The 21,989-nt window shown below is 45.4% G+C and carries 21 protein-coding genes and 6 tRNA genes; 20 read left to right on the forward strand and 7 right to left on the reverse strand.

Annotation, left to right across the window (positions count from 1 at the left end; genetic code table 11):
* From CWO08_RS02555 to luxS, 15 genes are all read left to right on the forward strand, one after another.
* Positions 1–77 (forward strand) — tRNA-Arg (locus tag CWO08_RS02555).
* Between the two features lie 58 nt (positions 78–135).
* Positions 136–212: transfer RNA gene (locus CWO08_RS02560), tRNA-Arg, on the forward strand.
* Positions 213–269: 57 nt separating this feature from the next.
* Positions 270–346 (forward strand) — tRNA-Arg (locus tag CWO08_RS02565).
* Positions 347–425: 79 nt separating this feature from the next.
* Positions 426–502, forward strand: a tRNA-Arg gene (locus tag CWO08_RS02570).
* Between the two features lie 57 nt (positions 503–559).
* A tRNA-Arg gene (locus tag CWO08_RS02575) sits at positions 560–636 on the forward strand.
* 81 nt (positions 637–717) lie between these two features.
* A tRNA-Arg gene (locus tag CWO08_RS02580) sits at positions 718–794 on the forward strand.
* 375 nt (positions 795–1,169) lie between these two features.
* Positions 1,170–1,427: an oxaloacetate decarboxylase subunit gamma gene (locus CWO08_RS02585; protein WP_004741884.1), complete on the forward strand. Its 258-nt coding sequence runs from the start codon at positions 1,170–1,172 to the stop codon at positions 1,425–1,427.
* Positions 1,428–1,458: 31 nt separating this feature from the next.
* Positions 1,459–3,243: a sodium-extruding oxaloacetate decarboxylase subunit alpha gene (gene oadA, locus CWO08_RS02590; RefSeq protein ID WP_102433038.1), complete on the forward strand. Its 1,785-nt coding sequence runs from the start codon at positions 1,459–1,461 to the stop codon at positions 3,241–3,243.
* Positions 3,244–3,252: 9 nt separating this feature from the next.
* Positions 3,253–4,383 (forward strand): sodium ion-translocating decarboxylase subunit beta, encoded by a 1,131-nt coding sequence (locus CWO08_RS02595; RefSeq protein WP_019825842.1) that lies wholly within the window; start codon positions 3,253–3,255, stop codon positions 4,381–4,383.
* Positions 4,384–4,555: 172 nt separating this feature from the next.
* Positions 4,556–5,509 carry an NADP-dependent oxidoreductase gene (locus CWO08_RS02600; protein ID WP_048664500.1) on the forward strand — a complete coding sequence of 318 codons (954 nt, stop codon included), beginning with the start codon at positions 4,556–4,558 and terminating at the stop codon, positions 5,507–5,509.
* Positions 5,510–5,515: 6 nt separating this feature from the next.
* On the forward strand, positions 5,516–5,977 hold the full coding sequence (locus CWO08_RS02605; RefSeq protein WP_048659376.1) for a YqaA family protein: 462 nt from the start codon (positions 5,516–5,518) through the stop codon (positions 5,975–5,977).
* A gap of 9 nt (positions 5,978–5,986) precedes the next feature.
* Positions 5,987–8,845, forward strand: a complete 2,859-nt coding sequence (locus tag CWO08_RS02610; RefSeq protein ID WP_108019788.1) for a pitrilysin family protein — start codon at positions 5,987–5,989, stop codon at positions 8,843–8,845.
* A 99-nt stretch (positions 8,846–8,944) separates the two neighbouring features.
* Positions 8,945–10,513, forward strand: coding sequence for a glutamate--cysteine ligase (gshA, locus tag CWO08_RS02615; RefSeq protein ID WP_108019790.1), 1,569 nt, complete (start codon positions 8,945–8,947; stop codon positions 10,511–10,513).
* A 10-nt stretch (positions 10,514–10,523) separates the two neighbouring features.
* Positions 10,524–11,174 carry a hypothetical protein gene (locus CWO08_RS02620; RefSeq protein WP_029405685.1) on the forward strand — a complete coding sequence of 217 codons (651 nt, stop codon included), beginning with the start codon at positions 10,524–10,526 and terminating at the stop codon, positions 11,172–11,174.
* 24 nt (positions 11,175–11,198) lie between these two features.
* The gene (gene luxS / locus CWO08_RS02625) at positions 11,199–11,717 is read left to right on the forward strand and encodes an S-ribosylhomocysteine lyase (protein WP_019825850.1); all 519 of its coding nucleotides are present in this window, start codon (positions 11,199–11,201) and stop codon (positions 11,715–11,717) included.
* A 94-nt stretch (positions 11,718–11,811) separates the two neighbouring features.
* Here luxS and CWO08_RS02630 read toward each other — a convergent pair whose 3' ends face one another.
* Positions 11,812–13,083, reverse strand: coding sequence for an HlyC/CorC family transporter (locus tag CWO08_RS02630; RefSeq protein WP_019825852.1), 1,272 nt, complete (start codon positions 13,081–13,083; stop codon positions 11,812–11,814).
* A 127-nt stretch (positions 13,084–13,210) separates the two neighbouring features.
* Positions 13,211–14,005: an inner membrane protein YpjD gene (locus CWO08_RS02635; RefSeq protein WP_019825854.1), complete on the reverse strand. Its 795-nt coding sequence runs from the start codon at positions 14,003–14,005 to the stop codon at positions 13,211–13,213.
* 200 nt (positions 14,006–14,205) lie between these two features.
* Here CWO08_RS02635 and ffh point away from each other — a divergent pair, with 200 nt between their 5' ends.
* The 5 genes from ffh (at position 14,206) to rplS (ending at position 17,820) form a co-directional block, all read left to right on the forward strand.
* Entirely contained in the window at positions 14,206–15,600 is a 1,395-nt protein-coding gene (gene ffh / locus CWO08_RS02640; RefSeq protein WP_010435884.1) for a signal recognition particle protein, read from the forward strand.
* A gap of 212 nt (positions 15,601–15,812) precedes the next feature.
* A complete protein-coding gene (rpsP, locus tag CWO08_RS02645; RefSeq protein WP_004410028.1) occupies positions 15,813–16,061 on the forward strand; it encodes a 30S ribosomal protein S16 in 249 nt (82 codons plus the stop codon).
* A gap of 24 nt (positions 16,062–16,085) precedes the next feature.
* Complete coding sequence (rimM, locus tag CWO08_RS02650) at positions 16,086–16,640, forward strand: ribosome maturation factor RimM (RefSeq protein ID WP_004735510.1); 555 nt, start codon at positions 16,086–16,088, stop codon at positions 16,638–16,640.
* A gap of 26 nt (positions 16,641–16,666) precedes the next feature.
* Positions 16,667–17,407: a tRNA (guanosine(37)-N1)-methyltransferase TrmD gene (trmD, locus tag CWO08_RS02655; protein ID WP_004735512.1), complete on the forward strand. Its 741-nt coding sequence runs from the start codon at positions 16,667–16,669 to the stop codon at positions 17,405–17,407.
* Positions 17,408–17,466: 59 nt separating this feature from the next.
* On the forward strand, positions 17,467–17,820 hold the full coding sequence (gene rplS, locus CWO08_RS02660) for a 50S ribosomal protein L19 (RefSeq protein ID WP_004735514.1): 354 nt from the start codon (positions 17,467–17,469) through the stop codon (positions 17,818–17,820).
* A 325-nt stretch (positions 17,821–18,145) separates the two neighbouring features.
* On the opposite strand, the gene yacG is transcribed toward rplS, so the two are convergent.
* The 5 genes from yacG to CWO08_RS02685 all read right to left on the reverse strand — a co-directional run bounded on the left by yacG (position 18,146) and on the right by CWO08_RS02685 (position 21,974).
* Positions 18,146–18,343: a DNA gyrase inhibitor YacG gene (yacG, locus tag CWO08_RS02665; RefSeq protein ID WP_108019792.1), complete on the reverse strand. Its 198-nt coding sequence runs from the start codon at positions 18,341–18,343 to the stop codon at positions 18,146–18,148.
* A gap of 81 nt (positions 18,344–18,424) precedes the next feature.
* Positions 18,425–19,165: a cell division protein ZapD gene (gene zapD, locus CWO08_RS02670; protein ID WP_102331921.1), complete on the reverse strand. Its 741-nt coding sequence runs from the start codon at positions 19,163–19,165 to the stop codon at positions 18,425–18,427.
* A 26-nt stretch (positions 19,166–19,191) separates the two neighbouring features.
* Positions 19,192–19,806 carry a dephospho-CoA kinase gene (gene coaE / locus CWO08_RS02675; protein WP_108019794.1) on the reverse strand — a complete coding sequence of 205 codons (615 nt, stop codon included), beginning with the start codon at positions 19,804–19,806 and terminating at the stop codon, positions 19,192–19,194.
* Between the two features lie 2 nt (positions 19,807–19,808).
* A complete protein-coding gene (locus CWO08_RS02680; protein WP_017058945.1) occupies positions 19,809–20,678 on the reverse strand; it encodes an A24 family peptidase in 870 nt (289 codons plus the stop codon).
* Positions 20,679–20,744: 66 nt separating this feature from the next.
* Positions 20,745–21,974, reverse strand: coding sequence for a type II secretion system F family protein (locus CWO08_RS02685; protein ID WP_108019796.1), 1,230 nt, complete (start codon positions 21,972–21,974; stop codon positions 20,745–20,747).
* Positions 21,975–21,989 lie beyond the last annotated feature (15 nt).

The following is a 21,989-nucleotide window of genomic DNA, read 5'->3' on the forward strand; positions in this document are numbered from 1 at the left end:
GCGCTCTTAGCTCAGCTGGATAGAGTACCTGGCTACGAACCAGGCGGTCGGAGGTTCGAATCCTCCAGAGCGCGCCACTATTTAGGGTTTCTTTTATGAACCCCTGATATCGGGAATACCGATATCGAAAACTGCGCGTCCTTAGCTCAGCTGGATAGAGTACCTGGCTACGAACCAGGCGGTCGGAGGTTCGAATCCTCCAGGACGCGCCACTCTTTAGGGTTTCCTTGTGAACTCCTGATATTGAGAATACTGATATCGAAAACCGTGCGCTCTTAGCTCAGCTGGATAGAGTACCTGGCTACGAACCAGGCGGTCGGAGGTTCGAATCCTCCAGAGCGCGCCACTATTTAGGGTTTAGTTCTTATAAGAATGTGAATCCTGATATTGATAAATCGTTCGTCGAGAATTGATATCAAAACCGTGCGTCCTTAGCTCAGCTGGATAGAGTACCTGGCTACGAACCAGGCGGTCGGAGGTTCGAATCCTCCAGGACGCGCCACTCTTTAGGGTTTCCTTGTGAACTCCTGATATTGGAAATACCGATATCGAAAACTGTGCGTCCTTAGCTCAGCTGGATAGAGTACCTGGCTACGAACCAGGCGGTCGGAGGTTCGAATCCTCCAGGACGCGCCACTATTTAGGGCTACCTTCTTATAAGAATGAAACCCTTATATTGATCTGTTGTTAGTAACAATGAATTGATATTAAAACCTTGCGCTCTTAGCTCAGCTGGATAGAGTACCTGGCTACGAACCAGGCGGTCGGAGGTTCGAATCCTCCAGAGCGCGCCACATTATTAAAAAAAGCCTCGTTTATACGAGGCTTTTTTTATGTCTGCTGTAAAATTGTTGCGACAATGTTAAATTTTTTCGTTGTTTAACTTGTTGTATTTAAAGTAGTTCTTGATTGCTTCTTTGTTATTCCACCTTTCTCATATCAATTCCCAGAAAAGCCCCGTTTAAGTCACAGTTTAAATATCTAAAAATGACGTATTTGACAGATTTATGTGATCTGATAGGCGAATAATTAACCTTATGTGTGCGTTATCCGTAACAGAACCTTAAACAAAATTGACAAACTTTTACCAATCGAGATAATCCATGGGTCGGGATCACTATTCGCTGAAATCCTGTACGTATGTCAGGATGACGAAGAAAGGAAGCAACATGACTAATATTGGAAGCCTGCTAGGAGATGCGGCGACTCTAATGATAACGGGGATGTCCGTTGTCTTTATTTTCCTAACTATTCTAGTTTACCTCGTTCGGTTGATGTCAAAACTGGTACCAGAAGAAGTACCTGAGCCGATCGCAGCACCTAAAAAAATTCAAAAATCACAATCAAACCCTTCAGCTGTTAGTCCACAGGTAGTGGCAGCAATTTCGGCCGCGGTTCATCAATACCGTGCGTCTACTGCTAAGTAGCATTTAAAGGATTAAAAAGGAGTTTATGAGCATGTCTAAACCACTAGCTATCACAGATGTGGTACTTCGTGACGCGCACCAGTCACTATTTGCTACTCGTATGCGTATCGAAGATATGCTGCCAATTGCAGCAGAACTGGATAAAGTCGGTTACTGGTCACTTGAGACTTGGGGCGGCGCGACGTTTGATTCGTGTATCCGTTTTCTTGGCGAGGATCCATGGGAGCGTTTGCGTGAGCTGAAAAAAGCGATGCCAAACACACCAATGCAGATGCTACTGCGTGGTCAAAACCTATTGGGCTACCGTCATTACGCGGATGATGTAGTAGAAAAATTTGTTGAACGTGCCCATAAAAACGGCATGGATGTATTCCGTATCTTTGATGCGATGAATGACGTACGCAACTTTGAAAAAGCAGTGAAAGCAACGATCGACGTTGGTGGCCATGCTCAAGGTACGTTGTCTTACACAACCAGTCCGGTTCACAACTCAGATACTTGGGTTGATCTGGCTAAGCGTCTAGAAGACCTAGGTTGTCATTCACTATGTATCAAAGATATGTCAGGTTTATTAAAGCCTTATGAAGCGGAAGAGTTAATTACACGCATTAAAGCATCGTGTGATGTTCCTCTAGCGCTACATAGCCACGCGACAACCGGTCTATCGACAGCAACAGCGGTTAAGGCCGTTGAGGCGGGTATCGATATTCTAGACACGGCTATCTCTTCAATGAGCTGTACTTACGGCCACACGCCAACTGAAACGGTTGTGGCGATGTTAGAAGGTACAGAGCGCGATACGAACCTTAAGCTTGACCAAATTGAACCAATCGCATCTTATTTCCGTGATGTACGTAAAAAGTACGCGAAATGGGAAGGGCAGCTAAAAGGCGTCGATTCTCGCATCTTGATCGCTCAGGTTCCTGGCGGCATGTTGACTAACATGGAAGGCCAGCTGAAAGAACAAGGCGCAGCCGATCGTATGGACGAGGTTCTTAAAGAGATTCCTCGCGTACGTAAAGAGCTTGGTTATATTCCTTTGGTAACACCAACTTCTCAAATTGTCGGTACTCAAGCGGTTATTAATGTTCTAACGGGTGAACGCTACAAGAGCATCACTAAAGAGACTGCCGGTCTTCTGAAAGGTGAATACGGTCAAGCTCCTGCGGAAGTGGATGCTGAACTGCAAGCGAAAGTTCTGGATGGTGCAGAGCCGATTACTTGTCGTCCTGCTGATTTACTTAAGTCTGAAATGGATACGTTAACGACGGATCTGTTAGAGAAAGCGAAATCAGAAGGTATCTCTCTAGCTGAAGATACGGTTGATGATGTACTGACTTACGCACTCTTCCCACAAGTGGGTCTTAAGTTCCTTAAGAACCGCCGTAACCCTGAAGCATTTGAACCTGCACCAACGCTAGAAGCTGCGGCTCCAGTTGCAGCAGCTCCTGTACAAGCTTCTGGTGGTATTGAAAGCTACAGCGTGAAGGTTGATGGTCAAGTTTACGACGTTGAAGTTGGCCCACAAGGTGAACTTACATCAGTAGCGCCATCTGCAAAACCTACTCAAGCGGCTCAAACTGCACCAGTAGCAGCTTCTGACGCTGAAGCGGTTCCAGCCCCATTGGCGGGTAACATCTTCAAAGTAAATGTTCAGGCGGGTGCTGAGGTTGCTGAAGGCGACGTTCTGCTTATCCTAGAAGCGATGAAGATGGAAACGGAAGTTCGTGCTGCTCGTGGTGGTATCGTTCAAGAACTGAATGTTAAAGAAGGCGATGCAGTTACTGTAGGCGCTCCACTACTAAGCTTAGCGTAAGGGAGTACCATGGAAGGATTGATGACCTTATGGTCTGAAACAGGGATTGCTAACTTCGAGTTCGGCCAGATCTGTATGATGCTGGTCGGTTGCTTGCTGTTGTTTTTAGCAATTCGTAAAGGATTTGAACCGTTACTTCTACTACCGATTGGTTTTGGTGCTGTATTAGCAAACATCCCAAATGCTGGGTTTACTGATCCCGGTGGTTTACTGTACTACGTTTACTACATTGGTATTGAAACGGGTATTTTCCCACTGCTGATCTTTATGGGTGTTGGTGCGATGACGGACTTCGGTGCGTTGATTGCGAACCCTAAAACATTGTGGCTAGGGGCTGCGGCTCAGTTCGGTATCTTTGCAACGCTATTTGGCGCGATCTTGTTGAACTATGTTCCAGGAATGGAGTTCTCGATGGCCGATGCTTCGTCAATTGCGATCATTGGTGGTGCCGATGGCCCAACTGCGATCTTCTTGGCGAGCAAGTTATCTCCGGATCTTTTAGGTGCCATTGCAGTAGCGGCTTATAGCTACATGGCATTGGTTCCTATTATTCAGCCACCAATCATGAAGGCGTTAACGTCTCCTGAAGAGCGTAAGATTAAGATGGCTCAACTTCGTCACGTTAGCAAAGCAGAGAAAATCCTCTTCCCGCTTGCTGTACTACTGATGACGATTTTGTTCCTACCTTCAGCAACACCTCTAGTGGGTATGTTCTGTCTGGGTAACTTGATGCGTGAAGCGGGTGTGGTTGATCGTCTATCGAAAACAGCGCAAAACGAACTGATTAACGTTGTGACGATTTTCCTTGGTCTCGGTGTTGGTTCTAAGCTTCAAGCGGATACTTTCTTGAACTTAGAGACTCTGGGTATTCTTGGCTTAGGTGCGGTCGCGTTCAGTATTGGTACTGCGGGTGGTGTATTGATGGCGAAGGTTCTAAACCGCTTCTCGAAAGAGGACATCAACCCATTGATTGGTGCAGCTGGCGTATCAGCGGTTCCAATGGCGGCACGTGTTGTGAACAAGGTAGGTCTTGAAGCAAACCCTCAGAACTTCTTGTTGATGCATGCAATGGGCCCGAACGTAGCAGGTGTACTTGGTAGTGCGGTTGCGGCGGGTATTCTATTAGCGCTAGTCGGTTAATGGATTACTTAGGTCATGTATCGTTACGTTAATTGGTCGTCAATTTACGAATGAGCGGTTAACTTAGCCTTATTAAATGGTTTATAGTCAAAGGGATGCTTTCGCATCCCTTTCTTTTTATTAATTAGGGTGCTTGCTCACTAGGGCTTTTATCAATCAAGGAAATGTGGAAATGGAAAATAAACAGATTGCGATTACTCAATTCGGCGGCGTCGAAAACCTTAGTATTCAAACCAGTGCTATTCCTGAGCCTAAGGCTGGAGAAGTGGTGGTTAAAGTTTCCTTTTCGGGCATTAATCCGATTGATGTGAAAACCCGTGCTGGCCTTGGTTGGGCAGCAGCACAAAACAAAGACAACCTTCCTTGGGTACCGGGATACGATATTTCGGGTCAAATTGTCACGCTAGGCGATCAGGCTGAACGTTTTACGGTTGGTGATAACGTGGCGGGCTTTATTGGCTTTCCACTGCAAGGTGGCGGCTACAGCCAATATGTTTGTGTTCCAGAAGCGGCGTTAAGCATGGTTCCTGATTCTGTCACCTTAGAAGCGGCAGCGGCATTACCACTTGCTAGTCAAACCGCAGCACAAGCGCTAAACAAAGCCGAAGTGAAAGAAGGCGATCGCGTGCTTATCTTAGCGGGTGCTGGCGGCGTTGGTCACCTTGCGGTTCAAATTGCAGTAGCCGCAAAAGCCGAGGTTTACACGACCTGCAGTGAAGCCAACCTTGATTACCTTGCGACGTTAGGTGCTCACGCAATTAACTATAAGTTTGCGCCAGCGTCGGAAAGAGTTTCTGATGTTGATGTGCTGATTGATTTGGTCGGTGGCGATACCGCGCTTGATGCGTTGAAGTGCCTGAAAGACGGTGCAAGAGTGGTGACCGTTCCGACCCTATCTGCTGAGTTGATCTGCGAAAAAGCGACACTATTAGGTTTTACTGCATCAGGCATGTTGGTTGAGCCAACCCCTGAGCAAATGGACGCTATGCTCTACATGGTTAGTGTCGGATTACTCAAAACAGAAATTCAAGGTATCTACCAGCTAGACGAGGCGCAGTCGGCGCATCTACAGGTTGAAACCGGACACACCAGAGGCAAGGTGCTACTTAAAATGCAAGAAAGTTGATATGCAGTGCTAGAATTCTTTAACTCCCTTTTTGAAAATATCGCGCTGTGGTTCTCGGACTCAGCGCTGTGGGTACTCTTCATCAGTGGCTTCTTGAGTGCCACATTACTCCCCGGTGGTTCAGAAGCTAGCCTTGTGGCAGCATTGAGCCTAGACCATTTTTCCACCTCATCGATTATTCTGGTGGCAACATTAGGTAACACCTTAGGCGGCCTGACTAACTATTGGATTGGTTTGTGGTTGCCTAATCGAACTCAATCTGAAAAGCATGGTCATAAGGCTATGGCTTGGCTAAGCCGTTATGGCTACTGGACACTGTTATTCAGTTGGTTACCGATCATTGGTGATCCTTTGTGTCTGGCAGCTGGTTGGCTAAGAATGAAATTCATCCCTAGCGTTATTTTGATAGCGATTGGCAAGGCCGCTCGCTATAGCTTACTTGCTGCTATCTACTTCGGTTTTTTCTAAGGAGAACCTATGAAAAAGGTTTTACTTGGTACATTTTCTCTTATCGCCATTGCTGGCTGTTCTTACAATGTACCTAGCTCAACGCCCTTCTTTTCCTCGTTACCTGAAGGTGTCACTCTGTTAGAAGAGGTTAAGCCTTCTAAAGATAAAGTGGTGATTCCTTACACCAAATATCAGCTTGAAAACGGCCTGACAGTGATTCTTTCCCCTGATGATTCTGATCCGTTGGTGCATGTTGATGTGACTTACCACGTAGGCTCTGCTCGTGAAGAGATAGGCAAGTCGGGCTTTGCTCACTTCTTTGAGCACATGATGTTCCAAGGTTCAGAGAATGTTGGTGACCAACAGCACTTTAAGATCATTACCGAGGCTGGTGGTTCGTTAAACGGTACCACTAACCGTGACCGTACCAACTACTTTGAAACTGTGCCCTCTAACCAACTTGAAAAAATGTTGTGGTTAGAATCAGACCGAATGGGCTTCTTGTTAGATGCCGTTTCTCAGAAGAAATTTGAGGTACAAAGAGGCACGGTTAAAAACGAACGAGCGCAGAGCTACGAAAATCGTCCTTACGGCTTGATGTGGGAACGCATGGGCGAAGCGCTTTACCCAGAAGGTCACCCTTACTCTTGGCAACCAATTGGTTATGTGGAAGATCTAGACCGTGTTGATGTGAATGACCTTAAGGCGTTCTTCCTACGCTGGTACGGCCCAAATAATGCGGTACTGACTATCGGTGGTGATATCGACGTTGATGACACGCTAGAGTGGGTTAACAAGTACTTTGGCCCAATCCCTCAAGGTCCTGAAGTGAAGGCGGCAGAGAAGCAACCTGCTGTTTTAACTGAAGATAAGTACATCACCTTAGAAGACAATATTCGTCAGCCGATGGTGCTTGTGGGTTGGCCAACAACGTATCGTGGTGAAGAGACCCAAGCTTCACTGAATGCACTGTCTAACGTGTTAGGTTCAGGTACCAACAGTTACCTATATCAAAATCTCGTAAAAACGCAGAAGGCAGTCAGTGCAGGATCTTTCCATGATTGTGCTGAGCTCGCTTGTACCATGTATGTGTATGCGATGGGCAACTCAGGTGAAAAAGGCGATTTGACGGTTCTTAATAAAGAGCTGATGGATACCTTAGATCAATTTTCGAAAGAAGGTGTTGAGCAAGAGCGTTTAGACCAGATCACTGGCATGGCAGAAGCGAATGCCGTTTTCGCATTGCAAAGTGTAAAAGGCAAGGTTTCACAACTTGCATCTAACCAAACCTTCTACGGTCAACCAGATCGCATTGAATCACAGTTGGATCAAATCCGCGCGGTGACTCCTGAAAGCGTAAGTAAAGCCTACCAAGATTTCATCGAAGGTAAGCACAAGGTGACCTTGAGTGTGGTTCCTAAGAAGCAACTTGATTTAGCGGTTCGTGAAGCGACCTTTACTACGCCTCCACGTACTTTGCCTGAATACAGCAAGGTGACAGAAGACCAGCTGGATTTCAGAAAAGCACCGAACACTTTTGATCGCAGCGTGATGCCAGAAGTGAACTTTGGTGTTGAAGCAACGATGCCTGATTTGTACCGCATGCACTTTGCCAACGGCACGGATTTGATTGGTACTGTGACTAGTGAAACACCGACCGTACAGTTACAGATTCAACTTCCAGCGGGCGAGCGTTATGTTCGCAAAGGTCAAGAAGGCCTAGCGAACCTAACGGCTTCGATGATGGAAGAAGGCTCGACCAAACGAACCGTTGAAGAGTTACAGGCGACCTTAGATAAACTTGGTAGCAGCGTGAGCATTAGCGCGGGCAGCTACACCACGGATATTTCAGTCTCGACACTAGAGAAAAACTTGTCTCAAACCTTAGCGATCGTGCAAGAGGTTCTATTCGAGCCTAAGTTCGATGAGCAAGATTTCGAGCGAGTTAAGAAACAGATGCTAGAAGGCGTTGTGTATCAGCACCAGCAGCCAAGCTGGATGGCGTCTCAAGCAACCCGTGAAGTACTGTTTGGTGACAGTATTTTTGCTCGCGCGAGTGACGGCACCAAGGCGTCTTTGTCGAAACTTACCCTAGACGATGTGAAAAAATTCTATGCACAACATTACACACCAGAAGGTGCCAATATTGTTGTTGTGGGAGACATCTCGAAGAAAGAGGCAGGGAAACAGCTACAATTCTTTGAACAGTGGCAAGGCGATGCGGCACCACTAACGCGTCCACAGATCGTCAAAGAGCTTTCAGGTCAGCACCTGTATTTGGTCGACAAACCGGGTGCGCCGCAAAGCATTGTTCGCTTGGTGCGTAAAGGCCTGCCATTTGATGCGACGGGTGAATTGTATTTGAGCCAGTTAGCTAACTTTAACTTAGCGGGTAACTTCAATAGCCGTATCAACCAGAACCTACGTGAAGACAAAGCTTACACTTACGGTGCAAGCGGCTACTTCGCAAGTACTCGAGAAACGGGTGCAGTGGTATTTAGCGCGCAGGTAAGGGCGAATGCGACGGTTCAATCGATTCAAGAGTTTATTAATGAGTTGAACGAGTTTAGTCAAAGTGGATTAACTGACGAAGAGGTGAAATTTATGCGCCTCGCCGTCGGTCAACAAGATGCGCTTAAATACGAAACGCCAAGTCAAAAGGCTGGGTTATTGAGTAATATTGTCGCATTGAGCCTTGATGAAGATTACCTACAACAGCGTAATCAGATAGTTGAAACGGTTTCAAAAGAGACCTTAAACGAGCTATCGAAGAAATGGTTCGACCCGAATGATTATCAAATAATCGTTGTTGGTGACGCGACTTCGCTTCGCCCGCAATTAGAAAAGTTAGATATTCCAATAGAAGAGCTTGAAATCATTCGTTAGAGTACACATTAAAGGGGGAGGGAAGAGACTCTACTTTTCTCCTCCAACCTAATTTATGATAGTTCTAATCAGAACAATATAAGATAAGTGAACTGAATTTTGACTGATTTTGCTGCGCGACTAAAGCAAGTTGCAACCAACCCTAAGACCTTCTCTCAATTCGGTCGTGGTGTTGAAAGGGAAACATTACGCTACACGGAAGATGGGCACCTTGCTACTGGGCCGCACCCTGAGGCTTTGGGATCTGCGTTGATGAACGAATGGGTAACGACCGATTTCTCTGAGTCGCTACTGGAATTTATCACGCCTGTTTCTAACGATGTTCCGACGCTTTTGAATCAGTTGTCTGATATCCATCACTTCACGCAAACCAAGTTAGACGGCGAAAAGCTATGGCCGCTTTCTATGCCTTGTTACGTTGGCAGTGAAGATTACATTCAACTAGCGCAATACGGCACCTCTAACAACGGTAAGATGAAGACGCTATATCGTGAAGGCCTAAAACGTCGTTACGGTAGCTTGATGCAGATTATCTCTGGTGTTCATTTCAACTTCTCTTTCCCAGAAAGCTTTTGGGATAGCCTGTTTGGAGAGCAAACAGAAGAAGCGCGTTGTGAATCTAAGTCAGATGCTTACTTCGGTTTGATTCGTAACTACTACCGCTTTGGTTGGTTAATCCCATACTTCTTCGGTGCTTCACCTGCGCTATGTTCTTCTTTCATCAAAGGAAGGGAGACAAGTCTGCCTTTTGAAAAGATTGGCGAGACACTGTATCTACCAAAAGCAACGGCACTGCGCCTGAGCGATCTTGGTTACACTAATAGTGCGCAAAGCGTATTGAAGATTGGTTTCAACAGCCTAGACCAATACCTTGAAGGTTTGAATCAAGCGATTCGCACACCATCAGAAGAGTTCGCTGAGATTGGCACTAAGGTTGATGGTGAATACCGTCAACTCAATAGCAATGTACTGCAAATTGAGAATGAGCTGTATGCTCCAATCCGTCCTAAGCGTGTGGCGAAGAGTGGTGAGAAACCATCTGAAGCGCTCGCTCGTGCTGGTGTTGAGTACATTGAGGTTCGTTCTTTGGACGTAAACCCATTCAGCTCAATTGGTATCAATGAGCAGCAAGTTCGCTTCTTGGACCTATTCCTTACGTGGAGTGTACTAACAGACTCTGCCGAGATGGATAACTGTGAACTTGAGTGCTGGCGCGATAACTGGAACAAGGTGATCTTAGAAGGTCGTCAGGTTGGTTTAGAGCTGCAAATCGGTTGTCATGGTGAGCGATTGTCTCTGCAAGATTGGGCGAAGCGTGTCTTTAAAGACCTACGCTCTATTGCCGAGATGATGGACGCTGAACAAGGTTGTCGTGCATATCAAGAAACCTGCGATACGCTTGAAGCTTGGATTGATAACCCAGAGCTGACCATTTCTGGCCAGTTGCTAGAAGAGACTAAGAAGTTAGGTGGCTTAGGTAAAGTGGGCTGTACGTTAGGTAAAACGTATGCAGAGCAGCACAAAGCACACCAATACAAAGTATATTCAGCTGAGTTGATGGAAGCAGAAGTTCAACGCTCTGTGACTGCTCAGCAACAAAGTGAAGAAGCAAGCACTCAAGATTTTGATAGCTTCTTAGCGGATTATTTTTCGTATTTAAAAGCATAGCGAGACTTTGGTGGAAAGGAAGCAAGCCTTATTAGGTCAGCCTACTCGTGTGAGTAGTCAATGGTTACCTGTAGTGACTGTTGGTGTTGTCTCTAGCCTATTGGTTGGATGTGCAACGCCACCGCCAAAGCAGCAAGATAATTTGTGTAGCATCTTTCGAGAGCACCCTTCATGGTATGAAGATGCCTTGGATATGCAAGAAGAGTGGGGCACGCCGATTAACGTTGCGATGGCTTTTGTGAAACAAGAGAGTAGTTATCGTCATGATGCGCGCCCACCTAAAGATTACATTCTTGGCTTTATACCGTGGGGCCGTGTAAGCAGTGCCTACGGTTATGCACAAGCTCAAGATCCTGCTTGGGAAGACTTCCAAAAGGCGACCAATAACGGTGGCTCAAGAACCAACTTTGATGATGCATTGATGTTCATCGGTTGGTATACCAGCGAGACGCGTCGTCAATTGGGCATCTCACTGTGGGACCCGTATAACCAATACCTGGCTTATCATGAAGGCCGTGGTGGTTATAAGCGCAAGTCATACAACAGCAAGCCATCGTTGATTAAGGTGGCGCGCAAAGTCGAACAGCAAGCAAAAGATTATGGATGGCAGCTGAAGCAGTGCCGCAAAGAACTAGAAGACAATCGAAGCTGGTTTTTCTAGAGCCAGCCGTCACGGAGAAGAGCAATGCCTTTATTAGATAGTTTCACTGTTGATCACACACGCATGAACGCACCTGCCGTTCGTGTTGCTAAAACAATGCAAACCCCAAAAGGGGATACCATCACTGTGTTTGACCTGCGTTTTACTGCGCCAAACAAAGATATCCTATCTGAGAAAGGTATCCATACTCTAGAGCACTTATACGCTGGTTTCATGCGTAATCAATTGAACGGTTCAGATGTAGAGATCATCGATATTTCACCGATGGGCTGTCGTACTGGTTTCTACATGAGCTTGATTGGTACGCCTACAGAGCAACAAGTAGCTGACGGTTGGTTGGCAGCGATGCAAGACGTACTGAAAGTTGAGAGCCAGAATAAGATCCCTGAGCTGAACGAATATCAATGTGGTACCGCAGCAATGCACTCTTTGGATGAAGCGAAAGAGATCGCGAATGCGATCATCGCTGCAGGCATCTCTGTAAACAAGAATGATGAACTGGCACTGCCAGAGTCTATGCTGCAAGAGCTTAAAATCGACTAATCACTTTTCACCTTGAGTGTGGTGAGTTAGATGTTAAAAGGCCCGATTCAATGAATCGGGCCTTTTGTTTATGTGATATTCAGTGATAACTCAGTTAGCCGTTCACGATCTGTGGGAACACACGCACCAGCTTGATACGGTTCTCTTCGAGTTCAACGATTTCCATTGGGTGGCTGGCAACCTGAACACTCAGGTGACTCTCTGGAATATCTTCAAGGTGTTCCAATATCAAACCATTCAGCGTTCTAGGGCCATCGGTAGGCAGTGCCCACTGCAAGCCTTTGTTGATGTCTCTGATATTGGCACTGCCTTCAATTAAGAAGCTACCATCACTTTGTGGTGTGATCTCTTCAGATAAACTTGGCGCAATTGAGGTGGTAAACTCACCAACGATCTCTTCCAGAATATCTTCCAAGGTAACCAAGCCGTTGATATCGCCATATTCATCAACAATCAAACCGATACGCTGCTTATTGCGTTGAAACTTAAGTAGCTGAATGTTGAGTGGTGTCGCTTCAGGAATAAAGTAGATCTCATCCGCTGCACGCAATAGGGTCTCTTTATTGAATTCGTTCTTTTCAAGCATCAGACGGTAAGCTTCACGCAGCCTAAGCATGCCGACCACTTCATCTATTTGGTCACGGTACAGCACCACGCGGCCATGAGGAGAGTGAGTCAGCTGGCGAACGATAGATTTCCAGTCGTCATTGATGTCGATACCAGTAATTTCATTACGTGGCACCATGATGTCGTTCACGGTGACATGCTCTAAATCTAGAATAGACACCAACATATCTTGGTGACGTTGAGGAATTAGGCTACCTGCTTCATTTACCACGGTTCTAAGCTCTTCTGAGCTTAAGTGGTCGGTCGCATCGTGACTGGCTTTGACACCTAAGATACGAATGAAGCCGTTAGTAATGAAGTTGACCAAGATCACCAATGGTGACAGCACCTTCATCAGTATCATCAAAAGGATACTACTCGCGTAAGAGACACGTTCAGGAAATAGAGAAGCGATGGTTTTTGGTGTTACCTCGGCGAACACGAGGATCACGAGAGTCAGGGTACCAGTAGCGATAGCTACACCTATATCCCCGTAGATGCGCATACCAAGAATAGTAGCGATCGCAGATGCAAGAATGTTGACGAGATTGTTGCCGATAAGAATGAGGCCAATCAATCTGTCTGGGCGGTTCAGAAGTTTTTCTACACGTTTGGCACCTTTATGACCCGTATTGGCCAAGTGCTTTAAACGGTAGCGGTTCAGGGACATCATGCCCGTTTCGGAACCAGAGAAATAACCAGAAATTACAATGAGACACGCGAGTAGCGCAAATAAGATACCCGTTGATATGTCGTCCAAAACTATTCTTTTCCTATTTGTGTATCTTGATTAATTTATGACCGAACATGGTCGAGATGTCAATTGAATGTATTGCACTCAATATTTTAAAGGCAAGGTATGTGAGACCTTGCCTTTATTTTACAGACTAGTTCAGGATGATTTCCTGAACGAAGCGACTACCGAAGTAGGCTAATGTGAGCATGCTGGCACCCGCGAGTGCGAACCACGTGACTTTTTGTCCACGCCAACCTTTCTGATAGTGACCCCATAGAAGGATGGAGTAGATAACCCAAGCGATAAAAGACAGCACAGCCTTGTGCGCTTTTCCTTGAGCAAACATATCTTGTACGAAGATGAGGCCGGTTAACAAAGTACCCGTTAATAAGCCATTACCAATCAGAATGATCTTGAAAAGCTGTCTCTCCACCATCATTAAAGGAGGTAGGTTAGGGTTGATCACCAACGCTTTTTTCTTTTTAAGTTTGTGATCTAGCCACGCGAGTTGCAGGGCGTATAGCGCGCCGATAGTCAGTGTCGCGTATGAGAATAGAGCCAAAGAGATATGAACGAGCAGTTTAGGGTCATTCTCTAGATGCTTTATGAAGGTGCTTGGAAGAAAAGTAGCAGCCATCAAGTTCAGTGCAGCGAAGCTATAAACGACGGGCAAGATAAACCACAAACGAGTTTTGAGCATAGCGCCGCTCATAACCACAGATATGATTAAACTGATTAATGAAGCAACGTTCAAGATACTGAGGTTTTGACCACTGGCATTAAAAATTAAATCGCCAAGCAACCAAGCATGGAAAGCTAGAGCAAGTAATGCGCTGATAAACACCGTTTTTACACGGATTCCTGTTTGGTGCACGAGACCTGGAATGATCGTGGAAATCGCCATTGTATAAAGAAAGGCTGCTGCGATCGCAATAAGACTGTCCATGGTATCCATTTAAATGATTACTAATTGGCGAATTATACCTCGCATCGCTCTTTGGGGCTATGGCGAACCTCATTCAATTCCAAGTGAATAATGTCTCACATCACAAGCACGGATGATTAACGCTCTACAACGGGTATGACTCTAATCCGCGCTAATGTATACTCACAGTAATAGTCGCAGTTTTGAGCGAAGAGAAAACTATGTTTGATAATTTAACGGATCGTCTATCCAAAACGCTGAAGAACATCAGCGGTAAAGGTCGTCTGACCGAAGACAATATTAAAGAGACGCTGCGTGAAGTACGTATGGCGCTACTTGAAGCCGACGTTGCACTGCCCGTTGTCCGCGATTTTGTTAAGCGCGTAAAAGAAGGCGCTGTGGGTGTTGAGGTTTCTAAATCTCTAACGCCTGGTCAAGAATTTATTAAGATCGTTCAAGCTGAACTTGAAGCGGTGATGGGAGAGTCTAACGAGGCTCTTAACCTAGCAGCGCAGCCGCCAGCCGTTATCTTAATGGCGGGTCTACAAGGTGCGGGTAAAACCACATCGGTAGGTAAGCTATCTAAGCTTCTAACTGAGCGTGACAAGAAGAAAGTCTTGGTTGTATCTGCCGACGTTTACCGTCCAGCGGCGATCAAACAGCTTGAAACGTTAGCAAGCGATGTTGGCGTAGACTTTTTCCCATCTTCAGCTGACCAAAAGCCTCTTGATATTGCAAACGCTGCAATCGACCACGCGAAGAAGAAATTCTACGACGTGCTACTTGTCGATACTGCTGGTCGTTTGGCTATCGATGAAGAGATGATGGGCGAGATCAAAGAGCTTCATACTGCAATTAAACCAGTAGAGACACTGTTCGTTGTTGATGCAATGACAGGTCAAGATGCTGCGAATACTGCAAAAGCCTTTGGCGATGCGCTACCACTAACCGGTGTTATCTTGACTAAAGTTGATGGTGATGCGCGTGGTGGTGCAGCTCTGTCTGTTCGTCATATCACAGGCAAACCGATTAAGTTCTTAGGTGTTGGTGAAAAGACTGACGCACTAGAACCGTTCCACCCAGATCGTGTTGCTTCTCGTATCCTAGGTATGGGCGACGTACTGTCTCTTATTGAAGACCTACAGAAAAACGTTGATACCGAGAAAGCAGAGAAACTGGCTAAGAAGTTCAAAGAGAAGAAAGGCTTTGACCTTGAAGACTTCCGTGAACAACTTGGTCAGATGCAAAACATGGGCGGCATGATGGGCATGATGGATAAGCTTCCAGGCATGTCTCAGCTACCAGATAACGTTAAAGATAAAGTTGATGACAAGATGTTCAAGCAAATGGAAGCGATCATCAACTCTATGACCATGAAAGAGCGTCAACGCCCTGACCTAATCAAAGGCTCACGCAAAAAGCGTATTGCCGCTGGTTCAGGTACACAGGTACAAGATGTAAACCGTATGCTTAAGCAGTTCACCCAAATGCAGAAGATGATGAAGAAAATGCAGAAAGGTGGCATGAAAGGCATGATGCGCAACATGCAAGGCATGATGGGCGGCGGTGGAGGTATGGGCGGAATGGGTGGTGGCTTTAACCCGTTTGGTCGATAATCTACAAATGTAAGCTTTAGCTACGTTACTTTTCATAGTGTTAGCCGTGTCACAGAAAGTGTACGGCAGCTATGTTGGTGAAAAAATAGCTAAAGCCCTTGCATTGCCCCGGAATAAGAGTAAAATTCCGGGGCTTTAATTTGGCACGAGACCCCAAGCTATTTACTTATACTTGGGGTTAATTATTTTATTAAGAAAGCAAAGAGGACGACATGGTAACCATTCGTTTGGCACGTCACGGTGCAAAGAAGCGCCCATTTTATCAAATCGTAGTTGCGGATAGCCGTAACGCTGCAACTGGCCGTTTCATCGAGAAAGTAGGTTTCTTTAACCCTACTGCTCAAGGTCAAGAAGAAGGTCTACGTCTAGACCTAGATCGTGTTAACCACTGGGTTGGTCAAGGCGCATCTCTATCTGATCGTGTAGCTAAGCTAGTTAAAGACGCTCAAAAAGCGGCTTAATTCTTTTTTAAAGAGAAATAGCTTATGTCGATGAAGGGTAAAGAAACTATGAGCGAGCAAAACAATAGAATTGTCATGGGTAAACTTGGGTCTACCTATGGTATTCGTGGCTGGCTTAAAGTGTTCTCCTACACAGACAATGCTGAAAGCATATTTGATTACAGCCCTTGGTATTTAAACCAAAAGGGTAAGTGGGTTGAGTACAAAGTTGAGAGCTGGAAACGTCATGGCCAAGGTTATGTATGTAAGCTAGCGGGATTAGATGTTCGTGAAGACGCGCAACTGATGACTAACTTTGAAATTGCTATTGACCCTGCTTCGTTACCTGAATTGTCAGAAGATGAATTCTACTGGCGCGAATTGTTCGGTATGCAAGTTTTTACCACTAAAGGTTACGACCTTGGTGAGGTCACTGACCTATTAGAAACTGGCTCGAACGATGTTCTAGTAATTAAAGCAAATCTTAAAGATGCTTTTGGCCAAAAGGAACGGTTAGTACCGTACCTTGAAGAGCAAGTGATCAAGAAAGTTGATCGCGAAGCTCGCCGGATCGAAGTTGACTGGGATCCTGGATTCTAACTCCAAATTACAGAGCGAGAGAACACATGTGGGTTGGCATTATTAGCCTGTTTCCTGAAATGTTCCGTTCTGTTACTGATTTTGGAGTAACAGGTCAAGCGGTTAAAAAAGGTCTTTTATCTATTGAGACATGGAATCCTCGCGATTTCACTCATGATAAACATCGCACTGTTGATGATAGACCTTACGGTGGTGGTCCTGGCATGTTAATGATGGTTCAGCCTTTGCGCGATGCTATCCAAACTGCCAAGCAAGCAGCACCGGGAAAGACGAAAGTAATCTATCTTTCACCTCAAGGTCGTAAACTCGACCAGAAAGGTGTTGAAGAGTTGGCAACAAACGAGAACTTGCTTCTTATTTGTGGTCGCTATGAAGGGGTAGATGAGCGCATTATTCAATCTGAAGTCGACGAAGAATGGTCGATTGGCGATTTTGTGATGACGGGTGGCGAACTGCCAGCCATGACGTTGATTGATTCAGTCTCTCGGTTTGTTCCGGGTGTACTTGGAGATTTCGCTTCAGCAGAAGAAGATTCTTTTGCAAATGGTTTGCTAGATTGTCCCCATTATACGCGCCCTGAGGTGCTAGACGATAAAGATGTGCCATCGGTACTCAAGTCTGGAAACCATAAGGACATTCGTCGCTGGCGATTAAAACAATCGTTGGGCCGAACTTGGCTAAGAAGACCAGAGCTCCTGGAAAACCTAGCTCTGACTGACGAACAGGAACAATTACTGGCTGAATTCATTAAAGAGCAACGCTCTTAACGAAAAGCAAGCAGTAACCTATTAAATTTAGTATCAGTTTATTCTAGGAATTTATACAAATGAGCAACATCATCAAGGCTCTTGAAGAAGAGCAACTAAAATCAGACCTTCCTAAATTCGCACCAGGTGACACTGTTGTAGTTCAGGTTAAGGTAAAAGAAGGTGACCGTGAGCGTCTACAGGCTTTCGAAGGCGTTGTAATCGCTATTCGTAACCGTGGTCTACACTCTGCATTCACAGTTCGTAAGATCTCGAACGGTGAAGGCGTAGAGCGTGCGTTCCAAACTCACTCTCCAATGGTTGATAGCATCGAAGTTAAACGCCGTGGTGCAGTACGTCGTGCCAAGTTGTACTACCTACGTGAGCGTTCTGGTAAGTCAGCTCGTATTAAAGAGAAGCTTACTAAGAAGTAATTCTTTTTGCATTCTATCGATAAAAGCGGAGCCATTTGGCTCCGCTTTTTTGTGTCTGCTATTTAGAGCTGAGTAGGTAAGAGAGCCTCAATTCGCTCGTTCCTCGCTCTTGGGGGGGGGACGGACTAAAACAAAACTCACATTGAACCGTCATTCCCTAGACTGACGAAGGGAGGATTAGGGAATCTCTACTAGCGCCATGCTATGGGCAATAAAAAAGGATTGACGTTAAACGCCAACCCTTCAATCATTTTTCCGAATCTCGAATCTCGAATCTCGAATCTCGAATCTCGAATCTCGAATCTCGAATCTCGAATCTCGAATCTTAGTACTGGTCTTCCGACCAACCATCGCTATCTGACATGTCTGGTGCGCCAGCAATGCTGTTCTCTTCGTCTGCCCATTCACCGAAATCAATCATCTGACATTGCTTACTGCAAAACGGGCGGTGTGGGCTTTGTTCGCCCCATTCAACGTCGGCATTACATTGAGGGCATTTAACGATGGTGATTTTGTTCGACATAGTGATTCTTAATTAGAGGGTATTGTAAGAAAGAGTTTAGGCTCGAGTGAAGGCTCAAGCCAAACTATAAAAGGAAATTAATTAGCTGCAGACAGCCAATTCAAATTCGATGTCTTGAGTACAGGCTTGCCCAGTTTCAAAGCTCATGAACTTAACAGCAAAACGGTTTTTGTGACCCGAGATCATCGGGTAGGCACCGTATTGCATTGGAATAGAAAGGCGAAGGATATTCGCTTCATCGGCATCGCTCTGGAAGAAGCCAGCACGAGCGATTTGCTCTTTAAAGTGGCCAGTCTCTCTGGTGAGCTTCAACCACAGTGTTAGCGCTTCATACAGAGGCTGTAGGCTATCCATCCAAGCTTTAGCATCTCTCATTCTCTTATCGAGAGGAAGGTGCAGCCAATAATGCAGTGCGGGTAAATCAAAGCAGCATGAGCCACCTGGAAGATTAAAACGTTGGCGAATCGCACTCAGAAAGCGGTCTTCTTTAAGTGATTGCCCAAAACGCTCTGCCTGCATCAGATCACGATAGATATTACCAATGTCATTGAGCAGCGATGTCAGCATTTCTTGATCGACACCTTCAACATCTAACCAGCTTTTGTAGGTTACACGTTGTTTCTCAATATCTTTTGCGAGTTCGCTCTTGAGTTGGATCTGTTCGAAGATTTCAATCAGATCAAAGATGGAACGGAAAAAGAGTTGATACTGTTGAGCATCGGAAAATGTAGAAGACAAGTGTAGCTGCCTCAAGAGTGATTCAACTCTTAAGTAGATGCGTGTTTTCTCATTTAGAGGATGTTCAAATTTATGGGTGATCATCGAGCAAACCTTCATTCAACATTGTTCTATTCTGACCCATCTACTGTACTGATTGCCAGATACTTTTGATGTAAATCTATGATTTGAGGCAAAAGTTCTTGGTTTTTAGTATGGTTTTTAATCACGTCATCTGCAACTGCTAAGCGTTGTTCTCTTGAAGCCTGTGATTTTAAAATTGATGCAACTTGTTCCCTAGAAACATTATCACGACTCATCGTTCGTTCTATTTGCACTTCTGCTGGCACATCAACGATTAATACGCGATCGGTCATGCCTTGCATTTGGTTTTCAACCAATAGCGGTGCGACTAATAAACCATACGGGGATGTGATTTTAGACAAGTCACTGTCAATTTTCTCACGGATCATGGGATGAAGAAGATCATTGAGCCATTGCTTCTCTTTTGGATTCGAGAAGATCAGCTCACGTAACCTACTTCGGTTGAGTGTTCCATCTTCAAGCAAGATAGACTCACCAAAATGTTCTGTAATCTGTTTTAAGCCGTCACTGCCCAGTGCGACCACTTCACGTGCCACGATATCAGCATCAACAATATCAATATTAAAATGCTCATTGAACAGGTTAGCGACCGTGGTTTTGCCACTGGCGATACCACCGCTTAATCCGATAATGATTGCCATGGTTAAATTCCTAGTACAGAAGTGAAATACCAACCCATGATGTCGTTACCCCACATTAAGCTTACCCAACCCGCAATTGCAAGGTAAGGGCCAAATGGAAAGGCTTTATCGATGCCTTGCTGTTTCAGGCGAAGTTGAATTAAACCAAACACAAGGCCAACCAGCGAAGATAAAAGGATGATCATCGGTAGGTGCTGCCAACCAAGCCATGCACCAAGTGCAGCTAGGAGTTTGAAGTCACCGTAACCCATGCCTTCTTTACCTGTTAGCAGTTTGAACAGCCAATAAACAGACCATAAAGCGAGGTAGCCAGCCATTGCACCTACAACTGAGTCTTGAAGTGATACAGGGCTGATATTAAACAGAGCTAATGCGATACCAGACCATACCAAAGGCAAGGTGATTTGATCGGGTAACAGCATGGTATCGAGATCGATAAAGGTCGCAGTAATCAGTGCGAAGGTGAAAAAAATCAAAGCAATGGCGTAGTAACTGAAACCAAAGTGGCTAGCAACCATTGTGCAAAGTATTGCGGTAAGCAGTTCGACCAAAGGGTAGCGAGCACTGATTGGATTAGCACAGCTATGGCACTTACCCTTTAAAAACAACCAGCTTAAGACTGGAATATTGTCGACGATTCTTAATTGGGTTTTGCATTTAGGGCAGGTTGAACGAGGAATGCTGAGATTAAACTTTCCCTCTGGTGCTGGAATCTTATATTGAGAGAAATATTCCGAGCACTCTTGTTGCCACTCTCGTTCCATCATTATCGGTAAACGATGTATGACTACGTTGAGGAAACTGCCGATAAGAAGGCTAAAAATGAAAGCTAATACGGGGAATAGCCAAGGATAGTAGTGAAATACTTCCATAGTGTCCTTTACCACTTAATCAAGGTGAGCAGAGATTGCTGCTCATGGGTGTTTAGTTGCTTTTAACTATCCTAACACACTCATAAGATTAAAGATCGGTAAGTACATCGCAACCACAAGTCCGCCAACCACTGTGCCTAGAAACACAATGATCAGTGGCTCTAGAATCTTGCCTAAATTGTCGACGGTGTTGTCTACTTCAAACTCGTAAATCGAGGCTACTTTATTGAGCATATCATCAAGGTTGCCAGACTCTTCGCCAATCATCACCATCTGTAACACCATTTCGGGGAAGGCATTGGTATTGCGCATTGCGATATACATCGGCATGCCAGCAGCCGTTTCTCGGTGAACTTCAATGATCGCCGACTCATAATGCAGGTTGCCTGCGGTTTTGGCTGTGGTTTTTAGGCTCATTAAAATCGGAATGCCAGAACTAAAGCTTGTCGATAAGGTTCGGCTAAATTTGGCAATAGAGGCTTTGGCTAATACGCCACCAAGAACAGGGAAACGTAATCCTAGCCGACTGACAGACAGTCTGATCGAGTGGGAACGTTGACACAGTTGGTAAATAATCAGGACAACAAGCCCGATGCCTACAGCCGTATAAAAACTGTAAGCCTGCATCCAATGGGAAAGGTAGAGTACTTGTTGAGTAAACCAAGGCAGGTCGGCACCAAAGCCTGAAAACATCGATTCAAACTCCGGAATCACCACGGTCAGCATTAGATAAGAAACAGTCAGTGCAACGGTGACCACCATGGCAGGGTAAATCAGTGCTTTGACGACTTTGGATTTTAATTGCTCACTCTTTTCTCTATAGGTTGCTAAGCGCTCGAACACTTGTGCGAGATTGCCAGAAAGTTCGCCTGTCGCGACCAAGTCAGTATAGAGGTCATCAAAGTGACGGCTTGCGGTTCGCATCGCTTTTGAGATTGGCGTTCCGGCTTCTACACCTTTGCAGATATGCGATAAAATCGATTTCATTTCAGCTTTACGGTGGTTGTCTGATACCAACTTGATGGCTTGCACGATAGGCACCCCCGTAGCCAGCATGGTCGCTAGCTGCCTAGTCAAAATAGTGATGTCTTTGGCTTTGACTCTATGGGTTAAACGAGTGACGGCTGAAATACTTTTCTTTTTGATTTTCTTAATCTGAATGTGCTGCTCTTTGAGCTTTTCTCGTACTTCCAATTCGGTGAGCGCTAAGGTCTGCCCAGACACTTTCTTGCCGGAACTATTAATGCCTTTCCAGTGATAGCTTTTTAGTTGTGATTGTTTGGACTTGCTACTCATTGGTGCTCCATTGGG

It is taken from the genome of Vibrio sp. 10N.286.48.B8, assembly GCF_003050085.1.
Taxonomy (GTDB): domain Bacteria; phylum Pseudomonadota; class Gammaproteobacteria; order Enterobacterales; family Vibrionaceae; genus Vibrio; species Vibrio crassostreae.